At 39.8% G+C, this 13,441-nt stretch carries 10 protein-coding genes; 9 read left to right on the top strand and 1 reads right to left on the bottom strand.

Annotated elements, in window-relative coordinates:
• Nucleotides 1–633 precede the first annotated feature (633 nt).
• From H8S40_RS14040 to H8S40_RS14015, 6 genes are all read left to right on the top strand, one after another.
• Nucleotides 634–1,248 (top strand): DUF4867 family protein, encoded by a 615-nt coding sequence (locus tag H8S40_RS14040; RefSeq protein WP_186865448.1) that lies wholly within the window; start codon nt 634–636, stop codon nt 1,246–1,248.
• 131 nt (nt 1,249–1,379) lie between these two features.
• The gene (locus H8S40_RS14035; protein WP_117990009.1) at nt 1,380–2,864 is read left to right on the top strand and encodes an L-fucose/L-arabinose isomerase family protein; all 1,485 of its coding nucleotides are present in this window, start codon (nt 1,380–1,382) and stop codon (nt 2,862–2,864) included.
• Nucleotides 2,865–2,993: 129 nt separating this feature from the next.
• Nucleotides 2,994–4,463, top strand: coding sequence for a xylulokinase (gene xylB / locus H8S40_RS14030; protein WP_118737614.1), 1,470 nt, complete (start codon nt 2,994–2,996; stop codon nt 4,461–4,463).
• A 117-nt stretch (nt 4,464–4,580) separates the two neighbouring features.
• A complete protein-coding gene (locus H8S40_RS14025) occupies nt 4,581–6,050 on the top strand; it encodes a sodium-dependent transporter (RefSeq protein WP_186865447.1) in 1,470 nt (489 codons plus the stop codon).
• Between the two features lie 63 nt (nt 6,051–6,113).
• Nucleotides 6,114–6,887, top strand: a complete 774-nt coding sequence (locus H8S40_RS14020; protein WP_117990012.1) for a threonine/serine exporter family protein — start codon at nt 6,114–6,116, stop codon at nt 6,885–6,887.
• Nucleotides 6,887–7,342: a threonine/serine exporter family protein gene (locus H8S40_RS14015; RefSeq protein WP_022074948.1), complete on the top strand. Its 456-nt coding sequence runs from the start codon at nt 6,887–6,889 to the stop codon at nt 7,340–7,342. The genes H8S40_RS14020 and H8S40_RS14015 overlap by 1 nt, the downstream gene beginning before the upstream one ends.
• A gap of 28 nt (nt 7,343–7,370) precedes the next feature.
• Here H8S40_RS14015 and H8S40_RS14010 read toward each other — a convergent pair whose 3' ends face one another.
• Nucleotides 7,371–8,756 carry an alanine/glycine:cation symporter family protein gene (locus H8S40_RS14010; protein ID WP_186865446.1) on the bottom strand — a complete coding sequence of 462 codons (1,386 nt, stop codon included), beginning with the start codon at nt 8,754–8,756 and terminating at the stop codon, nt 7,371–7,373.
• Between the two features lie 265 nt (nt 8,757–9,021).
• Between H8S40_RS14010 and H8S40_RS14005 the strand changes: the two genes are divergently transcribed.
• The 3 genes from H8S40_RS14005 to H8S40_RS13995 are packed head-to-tail and all read left to right on the top strand — an operon-like array spanning nt 9,022 to nt 13,422.
• The gene (locus H8S40_RS14005) at nt 9,022–10,416 is read left to right on the top strand and encodes an alanine/glycine:cation symporter family protein (RefSeq protein WP_186865445.1); all 1,395 of its coding nucleotides are present in this window, start codon (nt 9,022–9,024) and stop codon (nt 10,414–10,416) included.
• A 53-nt stretch (nt 10,417–10,469) separates the two neighbouring features.
• Entirely contained in the window at nt 10,470–12,113 is a 1,644-nt protein-coding gene (locus H8S40_RS14000; protein ID WP_186865444.1) for a histidine kinase N-terminal 7TM domain-containing protein, read from the top strand.
• Nucleotides 12,114–12,135: 22 nt separating this feature from the next.
• Entirely contained in the window at nt 12,136–13,422 is a 1,287-nt protein-coding gene (locus H8S40_RS13995; protein ID WP_186865443.1) for a sensor histidine kinase, read from the top strand.
• Nucleotides 13,423–13,441 lie beyond the last annotated feature (19 nt).

Here is a 13,441-nt window from a genome sequence, read left to right as displayed (position 1 = left end):
ATCTGCAACAGCAAATAAACCCAGGATATAGATGCATCAGATCCCAGAAAAGTAAATCCTTAATTACGATACGACACAAAGTAAGAAAAAGACTATGCAATCTAGCGAATTGGAGTCGGGCTTGCCCGACGAAGCTGAGCAGGAGTGCATAGTCTTTTTCTTGCTTGGAATTGTCGTGAACTAAATAACAATTTTACGCATGGACAATATCGTGACTAAAACACAAAAAAGACAAAAAAGTGCCATACATTGGATAAGTATTTGGTCGAAGAAGCTGCAAAATCTTGTTATATTGAAAGTACAGGAGATCGCAAAGCGTTTAGGTAAGGAAACACTTTCGGACATCGACTCGAAAAGACCTCGTCTGATGCCGAAGTGTACCTAAACGCTAAGCTCAAAAAGACTTCGCGAAGCGTTTAGGTAAGGAAACACATTCGGACATCGACTCGAAAAGACCTCGTCTGATGCCGAAGTGTACCTAAACGCTAAGCTCAAAAAGACTTCGCGAAGCGTTTAGGTAAGGAAACACATTCGGACATCGACTCGAAAAGACCTCGTCTGATGCCGAAGTGTACCTAAACGCTAAGCTCGAAAAGACCTCGCAAAGCGTTTAGGTAAGGAGGAACCAAAATCATGGAGATACAGAAAATTACAGATGCGTCATTTGGAAAATATGGACGGGTTCTGGAAGGGTATTCAATCGACAGAATCTTAAAAGAAATGGAGCATACCCCACTTCCGAAAGAGGTCATATATGTGCCATCTGTAGAAGAGATGGAAGCACTTCCGGAAGCAGAAGCATTCCAGAATCGTGCTTATGGTGGATTGCCGATTCAGATAGGGTATTGCAACGGCGATAATAACAAGTTAAATGCATTGGAGTATCACCGCTCATCAGAGATTAATATTGCAGTTACAGATATGATTTTATTGCTTGGTTCACAGCAGGATGTAAAAGAGGATTTTACATATGATACTTCTCTTGTAGAAGCATTTTATGTTCCGGCTGGGACAGTAGTGGAAATGTATGCAACAACATTGCATTATGCACCATGTACGGCAGTAGAAGGCGGATTCCGTTGTGTTGTAGTTCTTCCAGCTGGAACGAATACAGAGCTTACATTTCCTATTGGAGAGAATGGGGAAGATAAGCTGATTACAGCAAAGAATAAATGGCTGATCGCACATGAAGAAGCAGGAATCGAAGGTGCATTTTGTGGATTACAAGGTGAAAATATCACATTGTAAGTGAATAACTTGTTTGAGATTCACGGAGTGTGTGGAAAACCGCCGGCTATTTGTATGGCGAATGAAACCAGGAACGAAAATAATGAGAAAATATAACAGATATAAAACAAAAAGAAAGGTTGGTATAAAAGATGAGTAATATGCCAGAATTGAAAATCGGAGTTGTAGCAGTAAGTAGAGATTGTTTCCCGGAGAGCTTATCTGTAAATAGAAGAGCAGCACTTATGAATGCGTATAAAGCAAAATATGGAGAGGCTGACATTTACGAATGTCCAATCTGCATCGTAGAGAGTGAAATCCATATGGTACAGGCATTGGAAGATATTAAAGCCCAAGGATGTAATGCGTTGGTTGTATATCTTGGAAACTTTGGACCGGAGATTGCAGAGACATTACTTGCAAAACATTTTGAAGGACCAAAGATGTTTGTTGCAGCAGCAGAGGAGACAGGAGACAATCTGATTCAGGGAAGAGGAGATGCTTACTGTGGAATGCTCAATGCAAGTTATAATTTGAAATTGAGAAATATCAAAGCATATATTCCGGAGTATCCAATCGGAACAGCAGAAGAGTGTGCTGACATGATTGCTGAGTTCCGTCCAATCGCACGTGCGATCATCGGATTAAATGATTTGAAGATTATCAGCTTTGGACCACGTCCGCTGAATTTCCTTGCATGTAATGCTCCAATCCAGCAGTTATATAATCTTGGTGTTGAGATTGAAGAAAATTCAGAACTTGATTTGTTTGAGGCATTCAACAAACATGAAGGAGACGAGAGAATCCCTGCAATCGTAAAAGAGATGGAAGAAGAGCTTGGAGAAGGTAATAAAAAACCGGAAGTTCTTCCAAAGCTTGCACAGTATGAATTGACATTAAAAGACTGGATTAAGGAACACAGAGGATATCGTAAATATGTTGCGATTGCAGGAAAATGCTGGCCTGCATTCCAGACACAGTTTGGTTTTGTACCATGTTATGTAAACAGCCGTCTGACAGCACAGGGAATCCCTGTATCCTGCGAGGTTGATATTTACGGAGCATTGAGTGAATTCATAGGAACCGTTGTAAGTCAGGACACAGTTACATTGCTTGATATTAACAACAACGTGCCTGCAGATATGTACAAAGAAGATATTGAAGGAAAATTCCCTTACACGCACAAAGATACATTTATGGGATTCCATTGTGGAAACACAGCATCAAGTAAATTATCGTTCTGTGAAATGAGATATCAGCTTATTATGGCGAGAGCATTGCCGGAAGAAGTGACACAGGGAACATTGGAAGGAGATATTGTGCCTGGAAATATTACATTCTATCGCCTGCAGAGTACATCAGATAACAAACTTCGTGCATACATAGCTCAGGGTGAAGTACTTCCTGTAGCAAGCCGTTCATTTGGAGCAATCGGTGTATTTGCGATTCCGGAAATGGGAAGATTTTATCGTCATGTACTGATTGAGAAGAATTTCCCACATCACGGAGCAGTTGCATTCGGTAACTACGGAAAAGCATTATTTGAAGTATTCAAATATATTGGTGTGCCGGTAGAAGAAATCGGATATAATCAGCCGGCAGGAGTACGCTACCCAACAGAGAATCCTTGGGCATAGGATATAAATGGTGCGGAAACACGCTTGGACATCGACTCGAAAAGCCCTCGTCTGATGCCGAGGTATACCTAAACGCTAAGCTCGAAAAGACCTTGCTAAGCGTTTAGGTAAAGAAAGGATTTTTAGATTATGTTATATATAGGAGTAGATCTTGGAACATCGGCAGTAAAGTTATTGTTGATGGATGAAAAGGGAAAAATTCATAATATTGTTTCAAAAGAATATCCGCTTAGTTTTCCACATCCGGGCTGGTCGGAACAGAATCCGCAGGACTGGAAAGAGCAGTCACTGGCAGGGATCAAAGAATTGATCGCAGACGCGGACAAGAGCCAGATTGCAGGAATCAGCTTTGGCGGACAGATGCACGGACTGGTTGTGTTAGATGAGAATGATGAAGTGATCCGTCCGGCAATTTTATGGAATGATGGAAGAACAACAAAAGAGACAGATTATCTGAACGAAGTGATCGGAAAGGATAAGCTTTCAAAATATACGGCAAACATTGCATTTGCAGGATTTACAGCACCGAAGATTCTTTGGCTGAAAGAACAGGAACCGGAGAATTTTGCAAAGATCAACAAGATTATGTTACCAAAAGATTATCTTGCATATGTGTTAAGCGGTGTTCACTGCACAGACTATTCAGATGCATCCGGTATGTTGTTACTTGATGTAGAGCACAAATGCTGGTCAAAAGAGATGTTGGAAATCTGTAATGTAAAAGAGGAACAGCTTCCGACACTATATGAGAGTTATGAAGTGGTCGGAAATGTGAAACCAGAGATTGCAGAAGAGCTTGGAATCCCGTCGAGTGTGAAAGTGATTGCAGGAGCAGGAGATAATGCAGCAGCGGCGGTTGGAACAGGAACGGTTGGAGAAGGAAGATGTAATATTTCTCTTGGAACATCAGGAACCATTTTTATTTCCAGCAAGAAATTCGGGGTAGATGAACATAACGCCTTACATTCATTCGACCATGCAGATGGTTACTATCATTTGATGGGATGTATGCTAAGTGCGGCATCTTGTAATAAATGGTGGATGGATGAGATTCTGAAGACAAAAGAATATGCAAAAGAGCAGGAACAGATTCGTAAACTTGGAGAAAACAAGGTGTTTTATCTTCCATATTTGATGGGAGAGCGTTCACCGCACAATGATCCAAAGGCAAGAGCAACATTTATCGGAATGACAATGGATACAACAAGAGAGGATATGACACAGGCAGTTCTGGAAGGTGTTGCATTTGGGTTACGTGATTCTTTGGAAGTGGCGAGAAGTCTTGGAATCCAGATTGAGCGTACAAAAATTTGCGGAGGCGGAGCAAAGAGTCCGCTTTGGAAAAAGATTGTTGCAAATGTAATGAATTTGAAGGTGGATGTCATTGAAAGCGAAGAAGGTCCTGGATATGGCGGAGCGATTTTGGCAGCGGTAGGCTGCAAAGAATTTGCAAGCGTTGAAGAAGCAACAGAGAAGCTTGTGAAAATTGTAGATACGGTGGAACCGGATGCAGAACTGGTAGCAAAATATGAAGAGCGTTATCAGAAATTCAGACAGATTTACCCGACATTAAAAGGTTTGTTTCAAGAATTGAATTAAAAAACAGCAGAGATTTCAAAGATATGCGGTATAAAAACAGCATAGCATTGAAATTTCTGCTGTTTTTGTGTTAAACTGGTAAAGCATGAAAACATTTGAGAGTTTTTGGAGGTATATATGAAAAGAGAGTCATTTGGTTCCCGATTGGGATTTATTCTGGTGTCTGCCGGATGTGCTATCGGAATCGGTAATGTCTGGAAATTCCCTTACATTTGCGGTGCATATGGAGGGGCGGCATTTATTTTAATATATTTGTTGTTTTTAATTATTTTGGGAATTCCGGTACTGGTATGTGAATTTGCGGTCGGAAGAGGCAGTCGAAAGAGTGTTGCACTTAGTTTTGATGAACTACAGTCGAAAAATGGGAAATGGACCCCATTAAAATTTATTGGAATCATCGGATGTTATATGTTGATGATGTTCTATACAACTGTTGGTGGATGGTTGATGTATTATTGTTACAAGGGGATTCGAGGCAGTTTTGTGAATGCATCTTCTGATAATATTTCAACACAATTTTCTCAGATGCTTACAGATGTACCGACGATGTTGTTTTGGACAATTCTGATTTGTGTGATTGGCTTTGCAGTATGTATGTTTGGGTTAAATAATGGTATTGAGCGTGTTACAAAAGTGATGATGACGGCGTTGATTCTGATTATGGTAGTTCTTGCCATTCGTTCTGTGACAATGGCAGGTGCCGGAGAGGGAATCCGTTTTTATTTAATCCCTGATTTCCATAAGATGGTGGAAAGTGGAATCGGTAATGTGGTATTTGCAGCATTGAGCCAGGCGTTTTTCACATTGTCGATCGGTATTGGTGCGATGTTGATTTTTGGAAGCTATCTAGATCAGTCCAGAAGTCTGACCGGCGAGGCAGTAAATATTATGTTTCTTGATACATTTGTTGCCCTGACAGCAGGATTTATTATCATTCCGGCATGTTTTGCATACGGAATCGAGCCGGGAGCAGGTCCGAGTCTTATCTTTATAACATTGCCAAATATTTTTGCACAGATGAGTGGCGGAAGAATCTGGGCATTCTTATTCTTCTTATTCCTGACATTTGCAGCATTGTCAACAATCATTGCTGTGTTTGAAAATCTGGTTATGTTCAATATGGAACTGCTTGGCTGGAGAAGAAAGAAGAGCGTGCTTGTATGTGCAGCGTTGATTATCATTTTAAGTATTCCATGTGTGCTTGGATTTAATGTCTGGTCAGGTGTGCAGCTTCTTGGTGAGGGAAGCACAATCATGGACCTGGAAGATTTTATTGTATCTAATAATCTGCTTCCACTGGGAAGTCTTGGCTATGTATTATTCTGTACAAGAAAGAACGGCTGGGGATGGGATGCATTTATTAAAGAGGTTAATACAGGAAGTGGTATGAAGTTTCCAAAAACACTTCGTGGTTATGTAAACTACGGAATTCCGGCAATTATCATTGTTATTTATCTGAAGGGGTATTATGATAAATTTAAAGATATGGGAACAGGAATTTTTGTTGGCTGGATGATATTTGCAATTGTATTTCTTGCATGGGTAATATACTGTGCAACGTCTGTGGAGAAGGACAGAACAGAATAAGAAAGTAAAAGACGGAGTGAGTGTGGGACATTCACTCCGTAAAATATAAGATGAGGAACGAAAATGGATTATAAGTTGTTGATGAATACAGCAATTCTTGCAGGGGAGATTATGTTGAAAAGTGGAGCGGAAGCGTATCGTGTAGAGGATACGATCCGCCATATCCTGAATATGGCTCATGTGGAAAATGTAGATACGATCGTGTTGATGACTGGAATTGTGGCAACGATAGATAATCCGGATATGGAAACGATCACAGTAATTCGGAGAGTGGAATCCAGAGGAAATAATTTGAATCGGATCGCTATCGCAAATGATATTTCCAGACGATTTTGTGAGGGAAAAATCTCACTGGAAGAAGCTTACAAGGAATTGCAACAGATTGAAACAAAACAGTATCGAAGAGCTATATATAATATTGCGACAGTCTGTATCTGCGGAGGATTTGCTCCATTATTTAACGGAGGATGGCTGGAGGTGGCCGGTGCGTCCGCGGCAGGGGCAGTGCTTGCACTAATTGTGACAATAGGAAAGAAATTAAAGATACAAGGGTTTATACAAGATGTTTTGTCATCTTTTGGATTGGCACTGATGGCTATTTTTTTGAAGAGGCAGTTTCCGGCTATGAATATGGATACGGTAATCATCAGTGGTATTATGCCACTTGTTCCGGGAGTTGCGATCACAACTGCAATACGTGACACCCTTCAGGGGGACTATTTGTCAGGTTGTGCAAGGATTCTGGAAGCATTTCTGTGTGCGGTATCTGTGGCATTAGGAGTTGCACTGGCAATGGCGGCAACCGGAATTATGGGGACAGGAGGTGTTGTTCTGTGATGAGACTTTTAGGTGGTGCAATTGGATCATTTATTGCAATTGTATGCTTCGCAATCATTATTGAATGTCCGAAAAAATATCTTCCTTTAGCCGGTGTGATCGGAGCGGTGGGAGGAACTGTTTATTTGTTCTGTCTTAATATTGTCAAGACAGATGCAGTACTTGCAGCATTTTTTTCCGCATTAGCAATTACAATATTGTCACATATTTTTGCGAAAGGATTTCGCGCACCGGTTACAATATTTCTTATTCCGGGAATACTTCCGACAGTACCGGGAGCGGGAATGTATCGGATCGTTTATTATCTGGTGGCAGGAAATCAGGCAAAATGTGCATTTTACTTTGCGCAGACATTGGAAATTGCAGGGATGATCGCCCTGGCAATCTTTTTAGTTGGAACGATTGTAAATGTGATTCGAAAAAGTAAAAAAATACAAGAGAAAAGCCCTCGTTAACGGATGTTAACAGGGCTTTTCGTGATGTTTAGTCAAATTCTTTATATTCATTTACAAGCTTGAAGACCGTTCCGGATAACAAGAACAGTGCGATTAAGTTTGGAATTGCCATCAGACCATTGAAGGTATCTGCGATATTCCATACAAGTCCAAGATCCATAGTAGCACCAATCATTGCAACAAGAGAATATACGATCATAAAAGGTTTGATGACCTTTGCAGAGAAAATAAATTCAATGCAGCGAGCTCCATATAATCCCCATCCGATAATTGTAGAAAATGCAAAACAGCACATGGAAACAGCCGTAAATATAGATACCCAGTTTCCGTATGTGGACGTGAAACCAAGGATTGTAAGCTCTGCTCCGGCAGCCTCGCCATATGCAATCGGTACGCCGCTGCAAAGGATTACAAGTGCTGTCAGTGTGCAAATGACAATGGTGTCGGTAAATACTTCAAATACTCCGAAGAAACCTTGTTTGACAGGTTTCTGAGTGTCTGCACAAGCGTGTGCGATGGAACCTGTACCAAGTCCGGCTTCGTTTGAGAAGATTCCGCGGGAAACCCCTTTTTTCAATGTCATAAATGCACTTCCAACGATTCCTCCTGTTACGGAGCGTGGGTTAAATGCCCCCTCAAAGATGGAAGCAAATACAGCAGGGACATTTTCTATATTCAGGAAAATAACGCCGAGGGCGAGGAGAATATAGAATAATGCCATAAATGGCACAAGTTTTTCGGTTACTTTTCCAATTCGTTTTACACCGCCGAGAAGAACCATTCCGACTAAAAGTGTAAGAATGATACCCTGAATGAGGTTTGCCTGTGAAATCATATCCTGTGAAATGATGTGATAATTCAGCAGAGCAGAATCGATGGCAGTCGTAATTGTGTTGACCTGCGTCGCATTACCGGTTCCAAATACGGTAAGGACTCCAAATGCTGAAAACAAAACGGCAAGCCACTGCCAGTTTTTGCCAAGACCATTTTTGATATAGTACATAGGACCGCCGACAAGTTCTCCGTTTTCATTTGTTTCGCGGAAATGGACCGCCAGTGTTACTTCGGTGAATTTTGTACACATTCCGAGAATCGCAGAAATCCACATCCAGAAGACTGCTCCGGGACCTCCGATTGCAATAGCTCCTGCGACACCGGCAATATTACCGGTTCCGACAGTGGCGGCAAGTGCGGTACAGACAGCCTGGAATGGCGTGATCGCACCATCACTGGCATCTCTTTTCCGGAAAATACGACCAATTGTTGTTTTAATGGCATATGGAAATTTGCGAATCTGCAAAAAGCGGGTTCGGATACTTAGATAAAGACCCACACCGATAATGCAGATCATAGCCGGAACACCCCAGATAAAGTTGTTTACGGCAGAGTTGACAGTTTCAATAGTATGTAACATAAAAAATCCTCTCTTCCTAAATAGAAACAAAATTCTGCTAAGCAAAGTTAAAAAAATAAAAAATCGCTGTGATTTGTAAAAATTCACCAGCGAAACATACAAAAAATATAATATCAGAAAATATAAGAAAAATCAATAAAAGGATGGATTGATTTTACCGGTTTAATGTGTTAAGTTGGTATAATGAATAAGAATCCGTAGGGGAAACGGTGAAGAAAGGTATGAATGTCAAAATAATTGGCAAAACATAGCAGAGGAGAATAAAATGATAGTTGCTTTAATTGAAAAAATCTATAGTTTTTTGTGGGGAGATTTGCTTCACATTCCATTGCCCGGAGGAAGCAGTATTGGAATTTCATTACTTATTATATTGTTGATTCCAACAGGAATTTACTTTACAATCCGCACAAAATTTTTATCAATCCGACTGATGCCGGATATGGTGAGAGCTCTTGTAGAGAAAAAAGAAGAAAAATCAAGTTTATCGACATTTCAGACATTGCTGGTATCTACAGCAACCAGAGTAGGAATGGGAAATCTTGTCGGTGTTGTAGCGGCAATATCGGTCGGAGGAGCCGGATCCGTCTTCTGGATGTGGCTTATGGCTTTGATCGGTTCGTGTACAGCATTTGCAGAGGCAACGCTGGCACAGCTTCATAAGCAGAAAGATCCATTGTATGGCGGATTTCGTGGAGGACCGGCATATTATATCCATGATTGTGTAGAAGCAAAAACAGGGAAGAAACATAAAAAAGTAATCTGGGCAGTATTGTTTGCTATTTCAGGTCTGGTCTGCTGGTGTGGAATCAGTCAGGTAATCAGTAATTCAGTAGCTTCTTCGTTCCAGAATGCATTTGATATTCCGCCGTTATATACAACAATTATTCTTGTTGCGGTAGCAGCAGTAATTGTATTACGAAAAAATGCTACGGTTAAGGTATTGGATTTTATGGTCCCGGTTATGGCGGTATGCTATTTTGCAATCACATTATTTATTATCATAACAAATATAGGACATGTTCCGGCAGTATTTGCAAGAATATTTGAAGAAGCATTTGGACTTCGTCAGGCAGCAGCAGGAGGGCTCGGTGCAGTTATTATGAACGGTGTGAAAAGAGGATTGTTCTCAAATGAAGCCGGTTCCGGTTCAGCTCCATGTGCAGCTGCAGCAGCAGATTGTCACAGACCGGCACAGGCAGGATTAGTTCAGGCACTTGGTGTATTTGTGGATACCATTATCATTTGTACATGTACAGCAATGATTATGCTTCTGGCTCCACAGGAATTGACAGAAGGCTTGACCGGTATGGAATTGCTACAGACAGCAATGGGATATCACCTGGGAAGATTCGGTGTTATATTTATCGCAGTTACATTATTTTTATTTAGCTTTTCAACATTTCTTGGAATTTTATTTTATGCCCGCAGTAATGTCGCCTATTTATTTGGAGACAAATGGTGCTGGCAGACAGCCTATAAAGTACTCGCACTTATCATGTTGTTCATCGGAGGTATTGCAGCATATACATTTGTATGGGATCTTGGGGATGTCGGAATTGGGTTAATGACAATATTCAATGTAGTATTCTTATATTTACTGGCAGATGAAGCGATAGATGAACTAAAAGATTATGAAAAAAGTAAAAAACTGAAAAAATAAGGTTCATTATAAAAATTAGTTGGAAATGTGATATATTTGGGGAAAGTGATAGAATGTCATATTCAAAAAAGAGAAGAGTATCCTACATAGCGGTTTTCGTATGTGTGGTGGCAGCATTGTTTTGCCGCTATGTGAAAAAGACATCGGATATCGAAAATATAATATTAGATCAGAGCTGTACCTGTCTGTATCTGGGTATATATATAGCATGGGGGATTTATTTGCAAAAGAGGGTAGTAAATTACAAAATCAGAAGATGTCTTGTTGAGATTGCCTGCCTGATGGTTTTTTGGATTTTTTTGCGAAGTATAAAATATCATATTTTAATGGAAGTATTTAGTAGGAGAATGTGTTGGTATTTGTATTATATTCCATGTACGATGATTCCGACGCTAGGACTCAATGCAGCAATATTGATGGGAGAAGAGGAGGAGAAGAATACAAGGGTGCGCACATTAGCTCTTGTGCTTACAGCAATTTTATTAGCTCTTTTAGTTATTACAAATGATTTTCATCAGCTTGTATTTTCTTTTGCAGGCGAAAAGCCATTCTCAGATGCAAAGTATCAGCAGGGCCCGGTTTTCTTTGCTGTCCAAATTTGGGTAATTTCCTGTCTGATTGCAATGGAAGTGATTTTGATTAAAAAAAGTAAAATTCCAAATAAAAGAAGAATCTGGCTTCCGTTTTTTCCAGAAGCTTTGCTTCTTATCTGGAGTTTTGGTAATGTTATTGGAATATCTGTTATAAGGAATTATTTCGGTGACATGACAGTGGTTTGCTGCCTGTTGATGTCAGCAATTTATCAAAGCTGTATTTACTGCGGATTAATTGAGACAAATATCAGGTATACGGAATTATTTCAGGCGGCAGGAGGAATTTCAGCAGAGATTACAGATGACAGATGGAAGGTATGGTATCGTTCAGGAGAATTTCCTAATATTACAGATCAGATGAGACATGACGCAAAATATGCACCATTGATGCTGGAACACGGCATTCAGATTAAGCATATTTCTTTGCGGGGAGGTCATGCATTTTGGGCGGAAGATATATCACCGGTATTGGATCAGTATAAAGAATTAGAAGAGCTCCAAGTGGAATTGACTGAAAGAAACCGGTTATTACAGATTGCATATGAAAAGAAAGCGAAGAAAAAAGCAATTGAAGAGAAGAATCGTTTATTTAATTTAATACAGAATCAGACAAAGCATCAGATTTATTTATTAGATTATTATCTGGATGAGCTTCAGAAGACAGATTCAGAAGAGATTTATGATAAGCTTCTCAGAAAAATTGTGGTAGTCGGAACATATATGAAGCGTCGAAAGAATTTGATTTTGTCGCAGAAAGAAAAACAGGCAAAGTTAACGGCGGAAGATTTAAAAAGAAGTCTGACAGAGTCGTGTGATAGTTTAAAGCTTTGCGATATCAAAGGAACCTTTTATATTGATCCAACGATAAAATCGCTTGGGGATGACAGTATTTTAAAATGTTATGATTTTTTTGAATGGGTGATAGAAGAATTAATAGATGAACTTCAATCCGTTTTTCTACGTATTGCGGAGATTGACGGACAGCTTAAAATCGCGGTGACAGTGAAAGGACCGAGCGATTTATCAGTATTGTTGAAAAAGAATCCAGGGCTTTATATTGAGCAGGAAGCAGAGAATGAATGGTTTGCAGCAGTGAAAGTCTGAGCAAATAATAGGAGAAAACAGGATGTATAGTTATGTGACATATAGTGTAAAACTACATAATATATTGATGGTTTTGATGGAAATAGGTCTGGTTTTGGAGCTGTGGATTTTTTTCTCAAGATTAACACGTTCGGCTGGATTAAAAAAAATAATGAGAATAGGAATTCTGTTTTTGATGTCCTTTGTGCTGATGTGTTTTTTCTTAAATGACCATAGATATCAGCTTGGTGAAAATAATCATCCTTCGTTTTTGTTGAAAATCCCAATATGGATATTTTTAACAGGAATGTCTTTGTTGATTATCTACCTGTGTCTGCTGGTCAGAAATGAAATACTCGCATGTCGGAAAAATATTTCAGCCTGGTCGGTTAAAGAGACAATGGATGATGTTCCATGCGGGGTCTGTGTTTCAGATTCCTGTGGACATGTCGTATTATCTAATAAAAAAATGAGAGAATTAAGCAGGATGCTGACTGGGGCACCACTGCAGAACTATGAAGATTTGAAGCAGGTATTAGATGGAAATAAATCAGTTCAAGGAGTGACCAGACTCAGTCCGGAAAAAGGTGTGCTTTATTTACCAAATGGCACAGTGTGGATGTTTCAAAACTACATGTTAGCGGAAGAAGTTGAGGGGTATCTTCAGACAGTGGCATTTGATATTACCGAAATATATTTTAACAGTGAAAAAATTCGGATGAAGAATGAAAAGCTGGAATTATTAAATCAAAAATTGAAAAAAATGTATGAGCAAATTGATGAAAGTATTCGTGAACAGGAGACTCTTAAAATGAAAATGCAGGTGCATGACAGTTTGGGGTGTTGTCTTCTTACAATTCGACGTATGCTGGAAGGTAATAAAGAACCTGATTATATGAAAAATCAGTTGGAAATCTTAAAACAATCAGTATATATATTGTCCGGGATTACGCAGGATGATACAGAGAAACAGTATGAGGAATCAATAAAACATGCGGAAAAACTAGGGGTTTCTGTGGAGATTGAAGGTGAGCTTTGCGATGAACATCAAGTCGCATTGATAACGGATAAAGCAATTCGTGAATGTGTTACAAATTGTATACGGCATGCACATGGAAGAAGAGTGTATGTACAAAGTCATAAAACCCATGAAGGGTGGAAGGTTTGCATTACAAATGACGGAGAAAGACCGAAAGAAGGAAGCAGAGAAGGCGGTGGTCTTTCTGCTTTGCGAGAAGTTGTTGAGAGAGACGGAGGAGAAATGACAACAAAATTTGAGCCGGAGTTTTTGTTGGTTTTAAAACTACCGTTTTCGGAAACAGAAGAATAAGACATAGACTGGGAAGAGG

The sequence above is a fragment of the Ruminococcus hominis genome, assembly GCF_014287355.1.
Classification (GTDB): Bacteria; Bacillota; Clostridia; order Lachnospirales; family Lachnospiraceae; genus Schaedlerella; species Schaedlerella hominis.
Note: the sequence above shows the minus strand (reverse complement) of the source record. Positions and strands in the feature narration are given on the sequence as shown.